This is a genomic window from Nocardia goodfellowii (genome assembly GCF_017875645.1).
Classification (GTDB): Bacteria; Actinomycetota; Actinomycetes; order Mycobacteriales; family Mycobacteriaceae; genus Nocardia; species Nocardia goodfellowii.
Map to the genome: position 1 here is coordinate 5,193,526 of NZ_JAGGMR010000001.1, position 20,354 is coordinate 5,213,879.

The window sequence follows — 20,354 nt, forward strand, 5'->3', positions numbered from 1 at the left end:
TGTATTCAGTGGTCGATGCCGAGGCCTGATCTCGATCCGGGCCAGTTCTGGGCACGACGAGGCGAGAGCCGTTCAGCGCGGCTCCAGAGGCGGTTGCTCAGCGCCGATCCGTCATCGGCGCGGGCTGATTCAGTCGAAGGTGCAGCCGGTGACCGGCTTGTCGGCGAGGCGGTCGAGCAGGTAGCTGATCGCGTTGTCCGGACCGAATCCGTCGATCATCTCGGGTCCGAAGTGATTGGGAATGGTCGCGCCGGGAAAGATCGGCGGCAGATTGTTGGTGCGGAAGGTGACCGTGGCGCCCTTCGCGCACCATTCCTCGGCGAGCCGGCGGGCCTGGTTGTAGGGGACCGTGTCGTCGTTGAGGCCGCTGGTGATCAGTACCGGTGCGGTGGGCGCGGTGCCGCCCGCGCGGAGTTCGGCGAGGGCGGGAGCGGCCTCGGGTATGGCGTGCAGATGCTCGATGAGCGGGCGGCCGTCGTTGGTGAGTGAGCTGGTTTTCATGAATGGCTGCCGCACGATGACATCGCCGATGCATTCACCGCTGAGGGTCTCGAGCAATTCCCGCCCGGCGGGACTGGTGACGCGGTCGATGGCGGCGTGCAGCGCGGGGTAGCGCGCGAGCAGGCCGTTGATCGCGAATCCGATCGCGCCGCCGATCAGCGCGCCGTCGATCCGTTCGAGGACCGCCGTCAGATCGGCGACGGGTCCACCGGCCCAGGTGCCTTTGAGGTTCAGTTCGGGCGCGTACTCGCGCAGCAGTTCCGCCGCGCCCGCGGTGGCGCCGCCGCCCTGGGAATAGCCCCAGAAGACGACCGGTGTTTCGGGTCCGACTCCGCCGAGATTGTTGGCGGCGCGGGCGCCGTCGAGGATCGCGTGCGCGCCTTCGATGCGGTTGGCGAAGGTGTGGATTCCGGGAGTGCCCAGTCCGACGTAGTCGGTGACCAGGACGCGCGCGCCGAGCGCACTCCATACCGCCGAAGACGGCAGTTCCTGGTTGGCCGAGAGGGAGACCGAGGGGTCGGCGGAAAGCGTCAGGCCGGTGGCGAAGGCCACCGACATGGCGCAGTGGTCGGCTTGACCCGCGGTACCTGGACCGATGACGACGGTGGGCCGCGGCCCCGCCCCCCGCCACGGGCCCGACGCCTCGATGTAGGTTCCGGTCACCGCGGTCGGCGAGCCGTCCTGGAGTCGGCTCGTGTACATGACGTGCTGCGCCTTGACCGGCCAGCCCGAGGCGTTCGGCGGGGTGGCCAGAATGGTCATGGGCTCGGTCTTGACGATGGCGCCGGGCGCGGCGGGCAGCTGCGCGGGCGGCGTGTAGAACGCGCTCACCGGGGCCGCTGCGGCTTCCTGCGGTTCGATTGCCGTTCCGGCGACAGCGACGGCGCACGCCGCTGCCACCGCACCCGCTGTCACCCGTGTCGCTTTCGGCAGTGCCTTCGCCCGGGTGCGCAACCAGTGCTGCTCATGCATGTGATGACTCTCCGCTTCCTGCTCGGCGCCGTCGCCGATGTGACCTGAGTCGCGATCGCTGTGACACATGACTCGAATCACAGCGCTGCGATGATCGAACAGTAACACGGTTACTCGCCGGTGCGGAACCGGCGGCGCAATGGAGTACACCGCTTGCTCCGCGGTTACTCCGGCGCGGGCTTGTCGGCGCGCACCTCCGCGCGGGAGGTAGAACCGTAGGTCTCGCGGCCGTCCGGCGACCCCTCGGAACTCGGCTGGAAGGGGGCCGCGAGGGCCGGATCCACGGTCCAACCGGGCACCCCGTCGCCGGTGACAGGACTGGCAGCCGCCCCGGCCTCGGCGCTGTTGTCGCTGGTCAGGCGACGAACGGTGCGCTCGAAAATGGGCAGGATCTCGGTGATTTCGAGACTGCCGTCGGCGAACCGCCCGATCAGCGCGTAGGCCATGTTGGCCAGGACCAGGGCGACGTCCTCGAGATAGGAGGGATCGGCCCGCTCGAACAACGGTGAGGCGACCGGCAGGATCGCGTTGATGCCCTGATTGTCCAGCCGGTGTCCGCCTGCCGTGCCTCGGGCACGGTGGTAGGCCTCGAGCATGCGCGGGTTGCGCTCCCACGGTTCGAAGACGTACCGCAGCACGCGCATCAGACCGTCGGCCAGATTCTCGTGGGCGGGCGGCCGCTCCATGCCCGCGTAGCTGTTGGTCGCCATCCAGCGCTCGACGGCCGCGACCATCAACTCGTCCCGATCGGCGAAGTGCTTGTACACCGTGGCGAGGGAGACGTGCGCGCGGCGCGCGACCTCCCTGAGCTGGACGGCGTCATACCCCTCGGACTCCAGCAACTCGAGCACTACGTCGATGATGAGCTGTGCGGTGGAAGCTGCTTTCGGTCGCGATACCACCGGCCTACGGTAGCGCCGAACAGGAGCCCGGGACCACTCCGGTCCGGCGCTGGACGGCGCCGATCCGGTGCCCCCTGCTCGTCAGGGCCGTGGCGCGCTGAGTTCGCGCAGGGAGGACAGGAACAACTCGTCCATCCGCGGACTCAGGTCGGACAAGGTCGGGGCCCCGGCATAGCCGGCGGAGCCGAAGACCCGCTCGAGTTCGGCGGTGGCGGTGGTCGAACCGATGGAAAGGCAAAGGCAGGCAACGCCGTCCATGCGAAGTTCCTCGAGGGCCTTGTGCGCGTCGGCTTCGGCATATCGTCCTTCGTAACCGTCGTCGTAGGGTATTCCGTCGGAAAGGACCAGCAGCAGCCGGTTCTGAGTGCCGGCCTCGGATTTCAGGATCTCGCCCGCGCCGCGGATGCCGGCGCCCAGGCGGGTGTAGTCCGACGGTTGCAATTGGTTGAGCCGGGCGCGCCCGATAGCGCCGAAACGCTGGTCGAAGGTCTTGATCGCGGGTAGGTGGACCGCGTTGCGACCCTGCGACCGGAACGCGTAGACGGCGACGCGGTCGCCGAGTTCCTCGAGCGTGAGCGCCAGGGTCGCGGCCGCGCGCCGCTGGTGATCGTGGACGGTGTGGCCGTCCGGATCGGTATCGGTGGCCGAACCGGAGGCGTCGAGCAGGATGAGCACGCCGAGATTTCGCGCGAGTTTGCGATGTTCCAGATAGACGTTCTCCGGTGGTGAGAACCCGGACCGCAGATCGATGTACAGCGCGATCAGGGCCTCGATATCGAGATCGTCGCCGTCGGGACGGCCACGTAAAACCTTGGGGCCCAAGCCGACCCGGGCCAGGCGGCGGCGCAGCACATCGTCATGCGGAATACCGGCGGCGGTGATGTCGGCATCGATCGTGAGCGGAAAGTCGACGACGCGGCACCACTCCGGCCGATATCGGTTGTTGTGCACATCCCACTCCGGATGCAGCGCACCGCCCACCCCCACGGCGGCGCCGGGTTTACCGTCATCGGTGAACCGGATGTGCGTGGGGAGCGGACGTGCCTCCGGCCCGACCATCCGGGCCCGCCGGACCGAGCGCGTCTGCGCTTCGGCGCCGGCCGTGCCGTCTCCGGCCGACCGCGAACTGCCGAGCCGTTTGCGGAGTTGGTCCAGCAGGGCCTGCGAACTGAACAGCGGGTTCTCGAACAGTTTGAGGATCTTGCTTTCCCCGGATTGCTCGTCGTCGCCGTCGTTTTCGTCCTCGGGCACATCGAGTAGATCGAATTCGAGTCGCAACTCCTGGGCGGTGGCCCGGGACCCGGGGCCGGCGACCGGCGCCAGCAACCGGGAGGGCCTGAGGACGCCGAACCACTCGGGCGGGTCGGTGACTTTCGCTCGGCCCCTTGCTGTTTCGAGTGCTTCCTCGGTGCTCGACGGGCCCGGCCCGGCTTCGGCGAGCAGCGTGGCCGCGAGCGGAATCCGCGGGGCGAGCCCGGCGAGTACGCGGCGTCCTTCCAGCGCCAAGTACCGCCGGGCGATCGCGGGACGGCCCCGCAGCGGCTTGACCCACTGCTGATCCAGACTGCCCGCACCGAGTAGAGCGCTCTGGACCAGCATTTCGCGGCGCTGCTCGGCGATCGGCCGGCCCGCCGAGACGAAGACCACCTGCCCGTTCGTATGAGCGGCCTCGCCCGGCCCCGCCTCCGCGACGTCCACCGAGCGCCCGGCGAGGCAGGTGGCGAGCAGTCGAAAGCGTTCCGGGCCGCTCGGTTCGGCGGCGTTCATGGCTGCGGCAGGACGGCGTCGACCAGTTCACCGAGGGCGCGCACGACATCCTGATCGTCGGACAGGGATTGGACGACCGCCGACTGCACCGCGTCACGCAGGCTCAGCCCGCCGGCGACGAGGCCGCCGGCCAGGATCAGCATCCGGGTGGAGGACACTTCACGCAGCGGCGAGCCCTCCAGGTTGCGGATGGCGTTGCCGAGGGTGACCAGCGCACCCGCGGTCGCGGCATCGATGCCCGCCTCGTGCGCGACGACTTCGGTTTCGATCGCGGCGGAAGGGAAGCCGAGTTCGATGGCGACGAAGCGCTGGCGAGTGGATTCCTTGAGGTTCTTCAGCACGCTTTGGTAGCCCGGGTTGTAGGAGATCACCAGCTGGAACCCGTCGGCCGCCCGCAGCGTGGTGCCGAGCCGGTCGACCGGAAGTTCACGACGATGATCGGCGAGCGGATGGATGACCACGGTGGTGTCCTGGCGCGCCTCCACCACCTCGTCGAGGTAGCAGATGGCGCCCTCGCGCACGGCCCGGGTCAGCGGACCGTCCACCCATACTGTTTCCCCGCCCTTGAGCAGGAACCGGCCGACGAGATCGGCCGAGGTCATGTCCTCGTGGCCCGCGACGGTGATCAGCTCGCGGCCGAGCTCGCCGGCCATCGCTTCCACGAAACGCGTCTTGCCGCATCCGGTGGGGCCCTTGAGCAGCACCGGCAGACCGCGGCGGGCGGCCGCGCGGAAGACCGCTACCTCGTTGCCGACGGCTTTATAGAACGGCTGCGGCGCCGATCCTGCTGCGGCTTTGCCGTTTCCGGCGGGAGCAATGGTGTCGGGTCGACTGGTCAGCATGTCAGTTTCCTCTATCGAAGGGAATGACTTCGGGGAGTTCTACGCCCTCCGGCAGCACGAGCTGTCCCTCCGGATTGATGTAGCCGGTGTCCTTGCCGGGGATCGGCAGAGCGGGATCGGGGCACAGTCGCCCGGTTCCCTCACCGCAGATGCCCATATCGAAATACGAGCGCTTCTGGATGTCGGCCGGCCAGGGATCGGCGTGCATGGCGAACCACTGCGCGGGGATGTTGTAGCAGACGAAGAAGAAGATGCTGCAGGCCGCGAAGATCGCGAGGAAGCGCGTGCCTTGCTGGCGCACGAATCCGCCTTGGATCCGCTCGAGTCCGCGTTCGACGAAGGTCCGGCCACGATCGTCGGTGAAGTAGCGCAGCGAGCACAGACCGGCTTGGACGCCGCCCCACATCAGTCCCTCATAGAGCGGCCACTGGTAGTAGGTGCCGGCATTGATCGACAGTGATTGGATCGCGCCGGGATAGGTGAAGAGCCCCATGGGCATCAGGAACAGTCCCTCGATCACGAAATCGAAGAAGAACGTCCAGACGAGCAGGACGCCGATCAGTCCCTTGTTGCTGATGTTCGGCCACTTGGCTTTTGCTTTGCGCATGATCCAGCAGCCGAGGATCGTGCACAGCAGGATGCCGTAGGAATATCCGGGCGCGTTCATCAGGATGGGTTCGGCCATCATGGCGCCCGGTTCGCCGAAGGACCGCCAGCCCGGCACGTCGAGTACCCACGAACCCCGGTTGAACATCCAGGTGTTGTAGGTGCTCCAGGTGTTGAAGTAGTTCAGCAGTGGATCTTGGAAGAACAGCAGGCCGCACGCCACCAAAAGCATGCCGTCGGTGGTGATGCGCCGTTCCCGCCGCCATGGCCTGACGATGAAGTAATAGATGCCGACCGGTAGACCGGCCAGGATGACGACGGTCCAGACGACAAGAATTGTTTTCATCAGTGTCGGTGGATCACTCGGGCCGGTGGGCACTCGTTCGAAATTGGGGCCGGTGATCCAGCGAATCCAGACGTAGAGCTGGAAGGCGAGAATGATTCCGCCGATGACGGCCCAGATCAGTACCGGCTTGCTCTTCGCGGGTGTCTGGGCGCCGAGCGCGACGGTGTCGCCGAGCGGCTCGGTGATCTGGGTGGCTTTCTTCTTACTCGACAGTTCCGTCATGAAACTGCCTCCTTCTGAATCGATGTCCAGCAGCGCTCGCTCGACCGCTCGGATGCGGGATACGTATCAGCGCTTCGCTGTGCGACGAGGCTAATATACCAATGGGTATCTGAGATGCCAATGGGGTTCTAAGATTCTCTGTTAAACTCGCCGACATGGTTGAACGGTGGACAGCGGAGCGGCGGCTGGCGCATACTCGATCGCTGCTGCTCGATGCCGCCGAGGCGGTGTTCGCCGAAAAAGGCTTCACCGCAGCGACTCTCGACGACATCGCGCATACGGCCGGGTATACGAAGGGCGCGATCTACAAGCACTTCAGCACCAAGGAGGATCTCTTCCTCGCGGTGAGCGACCGGTACTGGCGGCGCTACTTCGACACCTTCGCCGAGTTGCTGTCGGCCGTGCGGCACGTGGGTGCGCGCGAGCTCGACGAGATCGCTCAGCGCTGGCGTCTGCTCGGCAGCGATCGAGGCGCGGAACAGGCCGCCCTGGGCCACGAGTTCACGCTGTATCTGTTGCGCAATCCCGAAGTGCGGGAACGTGTGGCACCCAAGCGGCTCGAAGTCGTTGAGGCGCTGGCGGAGTTCATCGTCGAGGGGCTGGGCCGGATCGGCGGCACCCTGTTGATCCCGCCGCTGACGTTCGCGCATATGCTCATCGCCACCTGTGACTCCGTGGTACTCGGCAGTCAGCTCAACGACATCGACCTGTTCCGGCCGGCGCTGGAGATGTATCTGTCGGTCATCAAGCTGCCCGACATGTCTTCCCCGCCGCCCGCGTGAGCTCCCTTGGTTACACCGGGTCGAACGACGAGATCAGCCATGACTCTTCAACTTTGGTAAGGGTGACTCGCACGCTGCTGGCCGTCATCGCCGGTTCGGGCCGCTCGGCGCTCGTCGTCGTCTGATTGATGAAAACCAGCACCGTCGCGGATTCCGGACGCACTTCCGAGACGGCCGCGCGCACGACCACCGCGCTGGTTTCGACGGATTTCGCTTTGGCGGCGGGGGTGACGATCTGGTCGGTGAACTGGCCGTAATAGGTGAGGAAGTCGCCGGTGAGACGGGACTTGGCCGCGGCGAAATCGCGATCGAGCGTGTCGGGCGCGTAGGACAGCAGCGCCACGGTGCCCTCCTTCGCGGCGGTCAGCGCCGCCTGCGAGGTGGTGTCGCCGGTGCGGCGGTCCGGGAGGTATTGCGACCAGACGAGGGCCGTCGCGGCCACTACAGCGGCGATGGTCAGTACGGTCAGCGCGAGCGCACCCGGTGCGGCGCGGGAGAAACGGAGGGCGCGGCCGAGCCGCGCGCGGGCTGTGCTGATCACGGAACGAACTCGACTTTCGATATCTTGAGCTGACCGTCCACGCGCGACACGGTCACGCTGAGTCGCCAGACTCGCGGCTCCTGTTGCGCGCCTGCGGCATTGGTTATCCGAGAGGTGGCGGCGACCAGGACCACCGCGGTGTCGTCGGTCATCGACTCCACCGCGCTGGCGTTGACCTTGCCCTCGGTGGTGACCTGCGATTGCTGCACGACCTTGGTGAAATCCTCGGCGCGGCCGCGGAAGTCGTCGTGGAACGCGCCGGCCGAATTGTCCAGTACGCGCTGCACGTCTTCCTTCGCGTGATTGAAATCCAGCGAGGTCAACGCGATGACCCCCTGCCTCGCCGCGGCGGTGAACTCCGCGGCGCGCTGGTCTTTTTCGGCCAACTCGTGGTGCTGCCACAGCGAGAAGCCGCTCACCCCCGCGGCGGCGGCGATCAGCAGGAGGGCGGCGGTGACAGCGAGCGCTCTGCGCCGTGGCACGGCCGCTATCCGGCTACGCAGCCGGCGTAGTCGTGACACCGTGCCCGTCGTCGATTCCGTGGCGCTCGTCGTGGATTCCGCAGGGGCCGAGTCGGTTTCGTCTGTCACGACGTCCGTCGGTGGATGGTCGGCCGTATCCTCGGCGGCCGCCCCGATCTCGGTCGGCTCGTCCGCCGGTCCGGTGGCTTCCGCGTCCACGCTTTCCGCGGCTTCGGCGCGCTGCCGGAGCAACGTCGCCCGGGTCCGGGCGCGTGCCGCGGCGGCCACGGCCTTGGCTTCCCGCGCGTCGGCCTCCGCCTGTTCCGCGACCGCTTGTGCCGCTTCGGCGGCCGACCGTAGCGCGCGCACATCGGTATCTGGATCCGCGAGATCCTTCATTGCACTTCCAAATCCATCGCGTCGTCATTGGCGAGAATGACGTTATCACCAGAATCGGCAATAGCAGCTGAAATGGCGCAGAGTGCTGTCATGATGACGGATATACGCAGCGGAAATCAGGTTTCCGCGAACTGGGGGAGGTGCGGGGCTGGGGTGCGATCTACCCTTCCCGAGGTGGGGTATGCGACGAAAAGCGCTCACCCGCACGCCTTCTGACAAGCTGGCGTTTCTGACCGCGTGAGCCTCATCGCCATCGCTGATGAGTATTGCATTGTCGTTTACGACATGTAAGATTCGCCAAACTTGAGAATCGCATTTCCAAGCTGAGTGGAAGACCGGTGGAACATGGCGGCCAGAGTGCGGAGCTGGTCTCCGGGGCTGTCCCGGCGCAGTTCGGGAGTGCTGCAAGCGGTCGGGGGACTGTTCGCGATGTCGGCGGACGCCATGCGGTTCGCCTTCCAGCGCCCGTTCCAGACCCGTGAGTTCCTGGAGCAGTCCTGGTTCATCGTCCGGGTGTCGATGGTGCCGACGCTGCTGGTGGCGATCCCGTTCACCGTGCTGGTCAGCTTCACGCTGAATATCCTGCTGCGCGAACTCGGCGCGGCCGATCTCAGCGGCGCGGGCGCGGCCTTCGGCGCGGTGACCCAGGTCGGCCCCATGGTGACCGTGCTGATCGTCGCCGGCTCGGGCGCCACCGCGATGTGCGCGGACCTGGGCTCGCGCACCATCCGCGAGGAAATCGACGCGATGCAGGTACTGGGTATCAATCCGGTGCAGCGACTCGTCACCCCGCGCATGCTCGCCTCCGGCCTGGTGGCCTTCCTGCTGAACAATCTGGTCTGCATCATCGGCATCCTGGGCGGCTACGCCTTCTCCGTCTACGTCCAAGACGTCAACCCCGGCGCCTTCGCCGCCGGCATCACCTTGCTCACCGGAGTCAGCGAAGTGATCATCTCTTCGATCAAAGCGCTGCTGTTCGGTGTGGTCGCGGGACTGGTGGCCTGTTACCGGGGCCTGATTGTGACGGGCGGCGCCAAGTCGGTCGGGAACGCCGTCAACGAAACCGTCGTCTACGCGTTCATGTCGCTGTTCGTCATCAACGTCGTCGTCACTGCCATCGGCATCCAGATGACGGCCAGGTAGGGGACGGCCATGACGCTCGCAGCCCGATATCCGCGCTCCATCCGCCGCATCCGCCGGCCGATCACCAGCTTGAGCGGCATCGGCGATCACACGATCTTCTATGTCAAGGCGCTGACGCGGGCTCCGTTCGCGGCCGTGCACTATCGCCGGGAGACGATTCGGCTGATCGCCGAGATCAGCATGGGCGCAGGTGCTTTGGCGGTCTTCGGCGGCACGGTCGTCATCGTCGGATTCCTCACCCTGGCGACCGGCGGGACGCTGGCGGTCCAGGGCTACAGCTCGCTGGGCAATATCGGGATCGAGGCGCTCACCGGGTTCCTTTCGGCATTCATCAATGTCCGGATCTCCGCGCCGGTGGTAGCCGGGATCGGTTTGGCGGCCACGTTCGGTGCCGGAGCCACAGCGCAATTGGGTGCGATGCGGATCAACGAGGAGATCGACGCCCTGGAATCGCTGGCGATCGAACCGATCACCTATCTGGTCGGCACCCGGATCGTGGCCGGGATGATCGCCATCACGCCGCTGTACGCGCTGGCGGTCGTCGCCTCGTTCATCGCGAGCCGGTTCACCACCGTGTTCCTGCTCGGCCAGTCCGCCGGGCTGTACGACCACTACTTCTCGACCTTCCTGAATCCGATCGATCTGCTGTGGTCCTTCGCGCAGGCCATGCTCATGGGTCTGGCGATCCTGCTGATCCACACCTATTTCGGCTTCTTCGCCAGCGGCGGTCCGTCCGGGGTGGGCATCGCGGTGGGCAATGCGGTGCGTACCTCGCTGATCGCGGTCGTGTCGATCACGCTGCTGGTCTCACTCGCCGTGTACGGCGCCAACGGTAATTTCAATCTGTCCGGCTAGGGGAGTCCGTGATTTCTGCAGTGTTGCGCCCCTTGGTGGGTTTGCTGTCCATCGGTGTGCTCGGCGCCCTCGTCGCGGGTGCGGCGATGCTGTTCCAGGGCGGTCTCGCCGACACCGTTCCGGTGACCGTGGTGTCGGGGCGAGCGGGCCTGGTGATGTATCCGGACGCGAAGGTGCAGATGCTCGGTATCACCGTCGGCAAGGTCGCCGCCATCGAGGAGCGGCCCGACGGGATGGCGGTGCTCGAGCTGGCCATCGATGCCGGGCAGTTGCACAACATCCCCGCCGACGCGACCGTCGACATCTCCGCGACGACTGTCTTCGGCGCGAAGTTCGTCCAGTTCATCCCGCCGGAGCGCCCCGCCGCGCCCGCCATCACCGCCGGTCATGTCTTCGACGCCGGACACGTGACCGTCGAGATCAATACCGTGTTCCAGCAACTCACTCAGGTACTCGGCCGGATCGAACCGGAGAAGCTCAACCAGACCCTGGGCGCCATCGCCGCGGCCACCAAAGGGCGCGGCGAGCAGACCGGCCGCATGCTCACCGATCTGGAATCCTTTCTGGCGCAACTCGAACCCGCGCTGCCCGCGCTGGACAACGATCTGGCGTTGGCGCCGGTGGTGGTCGACGCCTACGCCGACTCCGCGCCCGCGCTGGTCGACATCGCGGGCAACGCGATCCGGATCAGTCAGACCGTGGTCGAGGAGCAGGACAATCTCGACGCCTTGCTGACCGGGCTGATCGGTTTGTCCGACACCGGAACTCAGGTCCTCGGCGACAATCGGGCCGCCCTGGCGACGACGCTGCGCCTGCTGGTGCCCACCACCGAACTCACCGACGCCTACAACGCGGCGCTCAACTGCTCGGTGGAGGGCCTGGCCACCTTGAACGAGCTACCGCCGGCCCGGCACGAGGGCGTGGCGATCTCGGCCAACTTCCTGTTCGGCACCTATCCCTATCGGTATCCCCAAGACCTGCCGAAGGTCGCGGCGAGCGGCGGACCGCAGTGTTCGGTTCTCCCGGTGCCTTATGAGGGCCGCCCGAAGTTCGTGGTGGCCGATGTCGGCGCGAACCCGTTCGAGCGCGGGGACCGGGACGTGCGACTGAACGCGGATTCGCTGCAACAGATCCTGTTCGGCGTCGGGCCGGGTGGTGTCCGATGAACGCGCAGCGCAACGGCCCGCTGCTCAAGTTCGGGGTGTTCGCGGCGGTGATGCTGGTGTTGTCCGGGGTCCTGATCGTCGTGTTCAGTAATTACCGGGCGGGTGCGGCGGAAGCCTATTCCGCGGACTTCATCGATTCCTCGGGATTGCGCGCGGGCGATACCGTGCGGATCGCCGGTGTCCGGGTGGGCACGGTCCGCACCGTCACACTGCGCGCCGACCATCAGGTGACCGTGGAGTTCGAGACCGACCGCGGCATCGCGCTCACGGACGGAACCCGGGTCGCGATCCGCTATCTCAATCTGGTGGGGGACCGGTACCTGGAACTCACCGAAGGGCCGGGTTCGACCGCCCTGCTCCAGCCCGGAGCCCGCATTCCGGCCGAGAAGACCATGCCCGCACTGGATCTCGATCTGCTGCTGGGCGGGCTGAAGCCGGTGATCCAGGGCTTGAACGCGCGTGACGTGAACGCCTTCACCTGGTCGCTGCTGGAAATCATGCAGGGCCGGGAGGGCACGATGGATTCGCTGTTGTCCAAGACCGCCTCGTTCACCACGGCCCTCGCCGACAACGGCACGGTCGTGCAGCAGCTGATCGACAACCTGAACACGGTGATGCGGACGCTGTCCCAAGACGGCGCGCAGTTCGGCCTCACCATCGACAGGCTGGAACAGTTGGTCACCCAGCTCTCGCAAGACCGCGACCCGATCGGCGCGGCGATCATCGCGCTGGAGAACGGCACCGCCTCGGTCGCCGATCTGCTCACCCAGGCCAGGCCGCCGCTGGCGGGCACTATCGACCAACTCGCCCGTCTCGCACCGGCACTCGACGCGGACAGGCTGACCCTGGAACAGGCGTTGCAGCGGGCTCCGGAGAATTTTCGCAAGATGGCGCGCACCGGCACCTACGGGAATTTCATCCAGTACTACATGTGCCAGCTCACCGTCCGGGTGAGTGATCCCTCCGGCGAGGTCGTGGTATTGCCCGCCGTCACGCAGGATTCGGGAAGGTGTGTGCCCTAGCCATGCTCGAATATCGCGGTAATCATCTGGTCCGCCAAGGGCTGGTCGGCATCGTTCTCATGGTCTGTGTGATCCTCATCGGGTTGCAGTCCCAGCGCTTCATGGAGTGGGGGACGACCGTCCGGTACGAGGCGGTTTTCACCGAGGCCGGCGGCCTGCGAACCGGTGACGACGTCGTGGTCTCGGGCGTCGAGGTCGGCAGGGTCGCGAAAGTGGCGCTGCGCGACGGGGATGCGCGGGTGGTGTTCACAGTCGATGCCGACGTCCGGCTCGGCGATCGGAGTTCGGCGCATATCAAGACCGGCTCGTTGCTCGGCAAACGAGTGCTGACGGTGATCTCGGAGGGCGCGGGCACCCTGCGTCAGTCCCAGGTGATCCCGGTTTCGCGTACGTCGTCGCCGTATTCGCTGACCGACGCGGTCGGCGACCTCGCGACCAATGTCTCCGATATCGACACCAAGGCACTCAACGACTCCCTGGAACTGTTGTCCTCGACGCTCGATCGCGTCGCACCGCAACTGGGCCCGGCCTTCGACGGGTTGAGCGCGCTGTCGCGGTCGATCAACGAGCGCAATACCTCGCTGGGCGAACTGCTCGGGGCCACCGCCACGGTCAGCGGCATCCTCGCGCAACGTAGTGATCAGCTCAATGCGCTACTGCTGAACGGGAATTCGCTGCTGGGTGTGCTGGCGGAGCGGCGGCAGGCGATCGTCGACCTGCTCGCCAACACCGCCGCGGTCGCCCGGCAGCTCTCGGGTCTGGTCGCCGACAACGAGGCCGAACTCGGGCCGACGCTGGATCGGCTGAATTCGGTGGTGGCGATGCTGGAGCGCAATCGCGACAGCATCGGCGCGGCGCTGCCGGGTCTGGTGAAGGTCACCCTGACCCAGGGCGAGATCGTCTCCAGCGGCCCCTTCTACAACGCCTATGTCGCGAATCTCATTCCGGCGCAGGTGATCCAGCCCTACATCGAGCAGGCATTCGGAACGATTCCGTTGCCGAGTACGGAGGCGCCCAGATGAGGAGTCCGCGGGTCCGGCGCGTCGCCGGGGCGCTGCTGGTGGTGATCGTGCTCGCCGCGGGCGCGGTGGCGGTGCAGCGAATCTGGTTCGAGCCCACCGCTATTCGCGCCGTGTTCAGCTCCGCCACGGCGATCTATCAGGGTGACGACGTGCGGATCGCGGGCGTGAAGGTCGGCCGGATCGCGTCCATCGAACCGCGCGGCACCACCACCGAGATGGTGCTCGACATCGATCGGAACGTCTCGATCCCGGCCGACGCCAAGGCCGTGATCGTGGCCCAGAGTCTGATCGCCGCGCGCTATGTGCAGCTCACGCCGTCCTATCGCGGCAGCGGCGCGGTCCTGACCGAAGGGGCGGTCATCCCGCTGGAACGCACGGCGTCGCCGGTCGAATGGGATGAGATCAAGACCCAATTGACCAGACTGGCCACCGATCTCGGCCCGGACACGCTGTCGAGCAGCTCGACGGGCCGGTTCATCGACAGTGCCGCGAACGCGCTGGCGGGCAACGGCGAGAAACTGCGCCAGACGCTGACGCAGTTGTCCGGCGTCGGCAGGATTCTGGCGAACGGCAGTGGAGACATCGTCGAGATCATCGAGAACCTGCAACGGTTCGTCACCGTACTGCGCGGCAGCAACGTCCAGATCGTCGAATTCCAGAATCGGCTGGCCACCTTGTCGAGCCTGCTCGACGACAGCCGGTCGGACCTGGACGCGGCGCTGTCGAACCTGTCGGTCGCGGTCGGTGACATCCAGCGATTCGTGCGCGGCAATCACGACAAGGCGAGCGAACAGGTGCTGCGGCTGGCGAACGTGACGCAGAATCTGGTCGATCACCGTGGCGATCTCGAGGAGCTTCTGCACCTGTTTCCGACCAGCCTGGCGAACTTCTACAACATCTACAACCCCGATACCGCCACCGAGGCAGGGGTTTTCGCATTGAACAACTTCACCAACCCGATTCAGTTCATCTGCGGTGGCATCGCCAGCCTGGAGAACCTCACCGCCGCGGAATCGGCGATCCGCTGCCGCGACTATCTGGGGCCGTTCCTGAAGTTGCTCGAATTCAATTACCTTCCGGTAGCGGTCAATCCGGTGCTCAGCCCGACGGCGAATCCGGACAATCTGATCTACACCGAACCACACCTGATCCCCCAGGTGGTCGACACCCAGGCGCAGGCGCCCACGCTGCCCAGCCTGCTCGACATCCTGTTTCCGGGCGGAGGGCGCTGAGATGACCGGACCACACCTGCCCCGGCGGCGATACGGCACACTGCTCGCGCTCGGCGCCTGCGCGCTCGTCGGCGCCACCGGCTGCGGCTGGCAAGGCCTGAACTCGATGCAGTTGCCCGGCGCCGCCGGCCACGAGCCGGGCTCCACGACCATCCACGTGGAATTGGCGAATATCGGTACGCTGGTGTCGAATTCGCCGGTCATGATCGACGATGTGGTGGTCGGCAGTGTCGGCGCCATCACCTTGCGGGGCTGGCATGCCGATGTCGAGGTAGCGCTGCGGCCCGCCACGATCGTGCCGGCGAACGCGGTGGCGGCCATCGGGCAGACCAGTCTGCTCGGCTCGAGCCATCTGGCGCTGAACACCCCGCCCGGCGTCGCACCCGCCGGACAGTTGCCGCCCGGAGCGGTTATTCCGTTGCACGCCTCCTCGACCTATCCGTCGACCGAGCAGACCCTCGCCGCGGTGTCGGTGGTGGTCAACGGCGGCGGCCTCGGTCAGATCGGGGACATCATCCACAGCCTGAACGAGGCGTTCGCCGGGCGCACGGACAAGATCGCCGCGCTGTTGACCCGGCTGGACACCCTGATGAGCACTCTGGACGGCCAGCGGCACAACATCGTGGCCACCATCGAGGGGCTGAACCGGCTGGCCGGAACCTTTGCCGCACAGCGCGACACCGTCACCGAAGTGCTGCGGACCCTGCCGCCCGCCCTGGACGCCCTGATCGCGGCCCGGCCGGATCTCGTCACGGCCCTCGATCGGCTGAAGACCTTCAGCACCGTGGCCTCCGGCGTGGTCACCGAGGTGCGCGGCGACCTCGTCACCAACCTCGAGCATCTGGAACCGACCCTGAGCGCGCTGGCCGATGTCGGCGACCGGATCGCCGCCGCGATCGCCTTCGCCACCACCTATCCCTATGGTCAGTACGGCATCGACCACGCGCTCAAGGGCGACTATGTCAATCTGATGGCCACCGTCGACTTGACGATCCCGCGCCTGCGGCGTGAGCTTCTGCTCGGCACGCCCTGGGGTGATCCGACAGCCGTGATCCAAGCGGCCGTGGGCGATCCGGGGTACGCCACCCAGACCAGGGACCCGCTGGCCGTCGGGATCCAACCCCCGATTCCCGTACCTCAGATCCCCGTGCCCGAGTTACCCTTTCCGATCCCCGGAGGCCGTTGATGTTGCTGACGCGTTTCGTCCGGACGCAACTGATCATTTTCGCGATCTTGTCGGTCATCGGGCTGGTGGTGATGGCGACCGTCTACATGAGGCTGCCGACGCTGGCCGGTATCGGCAGTTACAACGTCACGGTCGAGTTGCCGGCCGCGGGCGGCCTCTACCGCTTCGGCAACGTCACTTATCGCGGAGTCGAGATAGGCAAGGTCACCCGCGTCGAACTGATCGACGGCCGGGTGCGGGCGACCCTCGCGATCAGCGGATCATGGCGCATCCCCGCCGATTTGGACGCCGAGGTGCGCAGTGTCTCGGCCGTCGGTGAGCAGTACGTGGAGCTGCGACCGCGCACCGATTCCCCGCCCTATCTGCAGGAGGGGTCGGTGATAGCCGAGCGCGACACCGCGATTCCGGACCCGGTCGGGCCGATGCTGGACCGGCTCAGCGCGCTGGTCGACACCATTCCCGCGGACAAGCTGCACGACCTGCTCGGCGAACTGTTCCAGGGGATGAACGGCGCGGCCTACGACCTCGATTCGCTGCTGACCTCCGCGGGGACGCTGGCCGCCGATTTGAACGGCGTCGGCGCGACCACCCGCGCCCTGGCGGAAGACACCGCGCCACTTCTGGATTCGCAAGCACGCACCGCCGACGCCATCCGGATCTGGACCCGCAGCCTCTCCGGCGTCACCGCGCAGCTGGTAGCCGACGACCCCCACATTCGCACCCTGCTGCGCACCGGGCCGGGCGCTGCCGGGGAGGTCGCGCGGCTGCTCGACTCGGTACGACTGACCCTGCCGGTGCTGCTCGCCAACCTGAGCAGCGTGGGGCAGCTCGGAGTGACGTATCACGCTGCCTTGGAACAGGTTTTGGTGCTGCTGCCGCCGGCCATCTCGATGATCGAAGCGGTGCATCCGACCAACAACGCGTCCGGCTGGGGGCTGGGCGACTTCCGGCTCAGCGGCACCTCGGATCCGCCGGCCTGCACCGTCGGGTTTCTGCCGCCTTCGTCGTGGCGCTTGCCCTCCGACATCACCACCATCGACACACCGGAAGGCATGTACTGCAAGCTGCCGCAGGATTCCGCGATCGCGGTGCGCGGCGCGCGTAACTACCCGTGTCTCGGCCGTCCCGGCAAGCGTGCCCCGACCGCGGCCCTGTGCAACAGCGACGAGGAATTCCAGCCGGTGGCCGGGGAACAGCCAGTCGTCGGTCCGTACCCGCGTGATCCGGAACTGGAAGACCAAGGGGTGCCGCCGGATTCGCGCTACGGTCCCGCCGAGTCCGGCCCGCCGGGCGCCGACAATCTCTTGACGCCCTCGGTCGGCATCGCTCGCTACGACCCCGGCACGGGCAGATATGTCGGACCGGACGGCAGCCTCTATCGACAGACGGATCTGACGCGGCCCGGCGTCGCGGCATGGAAGGACATGCTCCCGCACTGAGTACCCATCGATGCCTCGCCGCTCAGGAGCGGGGCCGCCGCTCGCCTTCGAGGTCGCGCAGGTAGGTCTCGATCAGCTCGACGGCGTCCGCGTGACAGGTATCGATGCCGAAGGCCTCCTCCATGCGCAGGAAGCGGGAGATGCTCGACATGAGCAGGACCAGGGCGCCGGGCGTGTAGGGGAGCGCCTCGGCGCCGTATCCGGCGAGGATTTCCGAGACCGCGGACAGCTGCAGGGCGCGAAATCGCTTGGAGGACTCGGTGATCTCGACCCGGATCGCTTTGCGGTGATTGGCGAGCGCGACGAACTCCATCGTCAGCGCCGTCCGGGATTGGTCGTGAATGGACTCCCACAGCGCCCACAGCGGTTGCTCGGATCGCAGGGCGTCGAGCTGGTGCTGGTAGCCGAGATCTGCTCCGCGGCGGAACAATTCGACGAACAGGTTGTCCATGTTGCCGAAGTAGTAGTAGACCAGCGCGGAATTGGCGCCGGCCAGTGCGGCGATGCGCCGCGTGCTGACCGCGGCGTAGCCCTCCTCGAGCATGATCTGCTCCGCCGCGTCGAGCAACGCGGCCCGGGTGGTCACGCTGTCGGTGCTGACGCCGCGCTCGGACTTCATGGGTGAGGCCTCCTGGGTTCTGTGCCGCATCAGCTTACGGACGGCCCAGTGCACGGCGGCGCATCCGAGTCCTCGCGGCTGTCCTTCGCTGGTGTCTTGACAGCGGCGAATCCTCTGCCGTATATCTTAATCACTCGCTTAATTAATCACTCGATTAAGGCTGCGGAGCAGGGCGTCCAGCCTGGTTCCGCCCCGTGACGACCCGGTGCCGTGCGGTCGATCGAAGAATGTGGTGTTGCCTGTGACGACTTCCTCCAAGGCTTCTGTGGCTCAGCGCCGGACCGGTGTCGCACGGGTCGCCGTGGTGACCGGCGGCGCATCGGGGATGGGACTGTCCATCTGCCGATCGTTCGCCGCCCACGGTGACCGGGTCGCGGTCCTCGATATCGACGGCGCCGCCGCGCAGCGTGCCGCCGAGCGATTGCGGGCCGAGGGCGGTGTGGCGATGGCGTGCGAGGTCGACGTCACCGACCGCGCCGCGGTGCGCGAGGCGCTGCGCAAGGTTCGCGCCGAGTTCGGTGCGATCGAAATCCTGGTCACCAGTGCGGGTTTGGTGGGTTTCGCACCATTCACCGAGATCAGCCCGGACACCTGGCAGCGTGTGGTCGAGGTGAATCTGACCGGTGTCTTCCACTGCGTACAGGCCGCGATCCCGGACATGCTGGCCGCGGGATGGGGCCGGATCGTGACGATCTCGTCGTCGAGCGCGCAGCGCGGCTCGCCGGGCATGGTGCATTACACCGCGGCCAAGGGCGCGGTGGTCGCGATGACCAAAGGGCTGGCGCGCGAATACGCCTCGCAAGGCATCACCGTCAACACCATTCCCCCCTCGGGCATCGATACGCCGATGTCGAGGCAGTCGCAGGCGGCCGGGAATCTGCCCGACAACGCCACCATGGCCCGCGCGATTCCGGTCGGGCACCTGGGCACCGGGGAGGACATCGCGGCGGCGTGCCTGTTCCTGTGCTCGGAGCAAGCCGGATACATCACCGGTCAGGTCCTCGGCGTGAACGGCGGGTCGGTGATATGAGCACGCAACGGCAAACGGAGGAGCGATCGACCGTGAGGCAATGGCCCAAGCCCGCCGAGGGCAGCTGGACTGAGCATTATCCCGAGCTGGGTACTTCGATGATGTCGTTCGAGGATTCGGTCTCGCCGGAATTCTTCGAACTCGAGCGCGAGGCGATCTTCAAACGCGCGTGGCTCAATGTCGGTCGCGTCGAACAGGTTCCGCGCACCGGAAGCTATTTCACCAAGGAGCTCGACGTGGCGCGCACGTCGATCATCGTCGTGCGCGATCGCGACGGAGCCGTCAACGCGTTCCACAATGTCTGCCGTCATCGCGGCAACAAACTGGTGTGGAACGATCTACCGCGCGCGGAGACCTCCGGAACCTGCCGCCAGTTCACCTGCAAGTACCACGGCTGGCGCTACGGGCTCGACGGCGCACTGTCTTTCGTGCAGCAGCAGGAGGAATTCTTCGATCTCGACACCGGGCAACTGGGCCTGGCGAAGGTGCATTGCGAGGTGTGGTCCGGGTTCATCTTCGTGAATCTCGCCGCCGAACCGCCGCAGACGCTACGGGAGTTCCTCGGCCCGATGATCACCGATCTGGACGGCTACCCCTTCGACAAGATGACAGAGTGGTACGAGTTCTCGGCCGACAATCAGAGCAACTGGAAACTGTTCGCGGACGCTTTCCAGGAGTACTACCACGTGCCGGGCCTGCATTCGCAGCAGATTCCCAGTGCGGTGCGCACGCCCGGTAAGGGATTCGAGTGCGCGCATTTCCAGCTCGACGGACCGCACCGGATGGTCTCCACCGGCGGCGCGCGCCGCTGGACGTTGCCACCGGAGTTCATGTACCCGATCGAGCGGATCACCCGCAGTGGTCTGGTCGGGCCGTGGGAATCGCCGGAATTGGATGCGGTGCCGCCGGGTCTCAATCCCGGGCGGGTCGAGCCGTGGGGCATCGACAACTTCCAGATCTTCCCGAACATCGAAATCCTGATCTATCGCGGCTGGTATCTGCTCTACCGGTACTGGCCCACCTCCTACAACACCCATCGTTTCGAGGGCATGCTGTGCTTCCAGCCCGCGCGCACGGTCCGCGAACGGGTGGAGCACGAGGTCGCCTCGGTGGTGTTCAAGGAGTTCGCGCTACAGGACGCGGGCATGCTGACCGGCACCCAGACCGCGTTGGAATCCGCTTACCGCACTGCGGGATTGACCAGTTTTCCAGTGAACGACCAGGAGATCCTGGTGAAGCACTTCCACAAAGCGGTCGCCGACTGGGTCGATGACTACCGCCGCGAAGTGGAGGCCTGAG

General features: G+C 66.4%; 19 protein-coding genes. 11 read left to right on the forward strand and 8 right to left on the reverse strand.

The genetic code is table 11. From position 1 onward, the window contains the following. Nucleotides 1-129: 129 nt before the first annotated feature. The 5 genes from BJ987_RS23845 to BJ987_RS23865 all read right to left on the reverse strand — a co-directional run bounded on the left by BJ987_RS23845 (nucleotide 130) and on the right by BJ987_RS23865 (nucleotide 6,158). Entirely contained in the window at nucleotides 130-1,473 is a 1,344-nt protein-coding gene (locus BJ987_RS23845) for a lipase family protein (protein WP_209894207.1), read from the reverse strand. A 164-nt stretch (nucleotides 1,474-1,637) separates the two neighbouring features. Then, nucleotides 1,638-2,375, reverse strand: a complete 738-nt coding sequence (locus BJ987_RS23850) for a TetR family transcriptional regulator (protein ID WP_307869736.1) — start codon at nucleotides 2,373-2,375, stop codon at nucleotides 1,638-1,640. Nucleotides 2,376-2,456: 81 nt separating this feature from the next. Further along, nucleotides 2,457-4,142 (reverse strand): nitric oxide reductase activation protein NorD, encoded by a 1,686-nt coding sequence (locus tag BJ987_RS23855; RefSeq protein ID WP_209894210.1) that lies wholly within the window; start codon nucleotides 4,140-4,142, stop codon nucleotides 2,457-2,459. After that, on the reverse strand, nucleotides 4,139-4,984 hold the full coding sequence (locus BJ987_RS23860) for a CbbQ/NirQ/NorQ/GpvN family protein (protein ID WP_209894213.1): 846 nt from the start codon (nucleotides 4,982-4,984) through the stop codon (nucleotides 4,139-4,141). Before BJ987_RS23860 ends, BJ987_RS23855 begins: the two co-directional genes overlap by 4 nt. A 1-nt stretch (nucleotide 4,985) precedes the next feature. Further along, nucleotides 4,986-6,158, reverse strand: a complete 1,173-nt coding sequence (locus BJ987_RS23865) for a spirocyclase AveC family protein (RefSeq protein ID WP_209894215.1) — start codon at nucleotides 6,156-6,158, stop codon at nucleotides 4,986-4,988. A 155-nt stretch (nucleotides 6,159-6,313) separates the two neighbouring features. Here BJ987_RS23865 and BJ987_RS23870 point away from each other — a divergent pair, with 155 nt between their 5' ends. Beyond that, nucleotides 6,314-6,940 carry a TetR/AcrR family transcriptional regulator gene (locus tag BJ987_RS23870; RefSeq protein ID WP_209894217.1) on the forward strand — a complete coding sequence of 209 codons (627 nt, stop codon included), beginning with the start codon at nucleotides 6,314-6,316 and terminating at the stop codon, nucleotides 6,938-6,940. 10 nt (nucleotides 6,941-6,950) lie between these two features. Here the strand turns inward: BJ987_RS23870 and BJ987_RS23875 are convergent, their stop codons facing one another. Both BJ987_RS23875 and BJ987_RS23880 read right to left on the reverse strand, forming a co-directional pair. Continuing rightward, on the reverse strand, nucleotides 6,951-7,481 hold the full coding sequence (locus BJ987_RS23875; protein WP_307869737.1) for a twin-arginine translocation pathway signal: 531 nt from the start codon (nucleotides 7,479-7,481) through the stop codon (nucleotides 6,951-6,953). Next, the gene (locus BJ987_RS23880; RefSeq protein WP_209894219.1) at nucleotides 7,478-8,341 is read right to left on the reverse strand and encodes an Rv1363c family protein; all 864 of its coding nucleotides are present in this window, start codon (nucleotides 8,339-8,341) and stop codon (nucleotides 7,478-7,480) included. Before BJ987_RS23880 ends, BJ987_RS23875 begins: the two co-directional genes overlap by 4 nt. 345 nt (nucleotides 8,342-8,686) lie before the next feature. Here BJ987_RS23880 and BJ987_RS23885 point away from each other — a divergent pair, with 345 nt between their 5' ends. The 8 genes from BJ987_RS23885 to BJ987_RS23920 are packed head-to-tail and all read left to right on the forward strand — an operon-like array spanning nucleotide 8,687 to nucleotide 17,406. Next, the gene (locus BJ987_RS23885) at nucleotides 8,687-9,484 is read left to right on the forward strand and encodes an MlaE family ABC transporter permease (protein WP_209894221.1); all 798 of its coding nucleotides are present in this window, start codon (nucleotides 8,687-8,689) and stop codon (nucleotides 9,482-9,484) included. Between the two features lie 9 nt (nucleotides 9,485-9,493). Then, entirely contained in the window at nucleotides 9,494-10,339 is an 846-nt protein-coding gene (locus tag BJ987_RS23890; RefSeq protein ID WP_209894224.1) for an ABC transporter permease, read from the forward strand. An 8-nt stretch (nucleotides 10,340-10,347) separates the two neighbouring features. Continuing rightward, entirely contained in the window at nucleotides 10,348-11,505 is a 1,158-nt protein-coding gene (locus BJ987_RS23895; protein ID WP_209894227.1) for an MCE family protein, read from the forward strand. Next, nucleotides 11,502-12,527 (forward strand): MCE family protein, encoded by a 1,026-nt coding sequence (locus BJ987_RS23900; RefSeq protein WP_209894230.1) that lies wholly within the window; start codon nucleotides 11,502-11,504, stop codon nucleotides 12,525-12,527. Before BJ987_RS23895 ends, BJ987_RS23900 begins: the two co-directional genes overlap by 4 nt. 2 nt (nucleotides 12,528-12,529) lie before the next feature. Then, complete coding sequence (locus BJ987_RS23905; RefSeq protein WP_209894233.1) at nucleotides 12,530-13,549, forward strand: MCE family protein; 1,020 nt, start codon at nucleotides 12,530-12,532, stop codon at nucleotides 13,547-13,549. Then, nucleotides 13,546-14,781, forward strand: coding sequence for an MCE family protein (locus BJ987_RS23910; RefSeq protein ID WP_209894235.1), 1,236 nt, complete (start codon nucleotides 13,546-13,548; stop codon nucleotides 14,779-14,781). Before BJ987_RS23905 ends, BJ987_RS23910 begins: the two co-directional genes overlap by 4 nt. A gap of 1 nt (nucleotide 14,782) precedes the next feature. Beyond that, a complete protein-coding gene (locus BJ987_RS23915) occupies nucleotides 14,783-15,967 on the forward strand; it encodes an MCE family protein (protein ID WP_209894237.1) in 1,185 nt (394 codons plus the stop codon). 2 nt (nucleotides 15,968-15,969) lie between these two features. Further along, complete coding sequence (locus tag BJ987_RS23920) at nucleotides 15,970-17,406, forward strand: MCE family protein (RefSeq protein WP_209898954.1); 1,437 nt, start codon at nucleotides 15,970-15,972, stop codon at nucleotides 17,404-17,406. A 22-nt stretch (nucleotides 17,407-17,428) separates the two neighbouring features. On the opposite strand, the gene BJ987_RS23925 is transcribed toward BJ987_RS23920, so the two are convergent. Continuing rightward, nucleotides 17,429-18,025: a TetR/AcrR family transcriptional regulator gene (locus BJ987_RS23925; RefSeq protein ID WP_209894239.1), complete on the reverse strand. Its 597-nt coding sequence runs from the start codon at nucleotides 18,023-18,025 to the stop codon at nucleotides 17,429-17,431. A gap of 241 nt (nucleotides 18,026-18,266) precedes the next feature. On the opposite strand from BJ987_RS23925, the gene BJ987_RS23930 reads away from it, so the two are divergent. Together BJ987_RS23930 and BJ987_RS23935 are read left to right on the forward strand one after the other, a co-directional pair. Continuing rightward, a complete protein-coding gene (locus BJ987_RS23930) occupies nucleotides 18,267-19,055 on the forward strand; it encodes an SDR family NAD(P)-dependent oxidoreductase (RefSeq protein WP_307869738.1) in 789 nt (262 codons plus the stop codon). A 32-nt stretch (nucleotides 19,056-19,087) separates the two neighbouring features. Then, complete coding sequence (locus BJ987_RS23935; RefSeq protein WP_209894242.1) at nucleotides 19,088-20,353, forward strand: aromatic ring-hydroxylating oxygenase subunit alpha; 1,266 nt, start codon at nucleotides 19,088-19,090, stop codon at nucleotides 20,351-20,353. Nucleotide 20,354: the final 1 nt, after the last annotated feature.

Bases quoted from the DNA above. Each gene is read 5' to 3' on its own strand.
- BJ987_RS23910 (WP_209894235.1), top strand. From the start codon at position 13,546: ATGAGGAGTCCGCGGGTCCGGCGCGTCGCCGGGGCGCTGCTGGTGGTG.
- BJ987_RS23845 (WP_209894207.1), bottom strand. From the start codon at position 1,473: ATGCATGAGCAGCACTGGTTGCGCACCCGGGCGAAGGCACTGCCGAAA.
- BJ987_RS23890 (WP_209894224.1), top strand. From the start codon at position 9,494: ATGACGCTCGCAGCCCGATATCCGCGCTCCATCCGCCGCATCCGCCGG.
- BJ987_RS23925 (WP_209894239.1), bottom strand. From the start codon at position 18,025: ATGAAGTCCGAGCGCGGCGTCAGCACCGACAGCGTGACCACCCGGGCC.
- BJ987_RS23860 (WP_209894213.1), bottom strand. From the start codon at position 4,984: ATGCTGACCAGTCGACCCGACACCATTGCTCCCGCCGGAAACGGCAAA.
- BJ987_RS23885 (WP_209894221.1), top strand. From the start codon at position 8,687: ATGGCGGCCAGAGTGCGGAGCTGGTCTCCGGGGCTGTCCCGGCGCAGT.
- BJ987_RS23865 (WP_209894215.1), bottom strand. From the start codon at position 6,158: ATGACGGAACTGTCGAGTAAGAAGAAAGCCACCCAGATCACCGAGCCG.
- BJ987_RS23905 (WP_209894233.1), top strand. From the start codon at position 12,530: ATGCTCGAATATCGCGGTAATCATCTGGTCCGCCAAGGGCTGGTCGGC.
- BJ987_RS23870 (WP_209894217.1), top strand. From the start codon at position 6,314: ATGGTTGAACGGTGGACAGCGGAGCGGCGGCTGGCGCATACTCGATCG.
- BJ987_RS23900 (WP_209894230.1), top strand. From the start codon at position 11,502: ATGAACGCGCAGCGCAACGGCCCGCTGCTCAAGTTCGGGGTGTTCGCG.
- BJ987_RS23915 (WP_209894237.1), top strand. From the start codon at position 14,783: ATGACCGGACCACACCTGCCCCGGCGGCGATACGGCACACTGCTCGCG.
- BJ987_RS23880 (WP_209894219.1), bottom strand. From the start codon at position 8,341: ATGAAGGATCTCGCGGATCCAGATACCGATGTGCGCGCGCTACGGTCG.
- BJ987_RS23855 (WP_209894210.1), bottom strand. From the start codon at position 4,142: ATGAACGCCGCCGAACCGAGCGGCCCGGAACGCTTTCGACTGCTCGCC.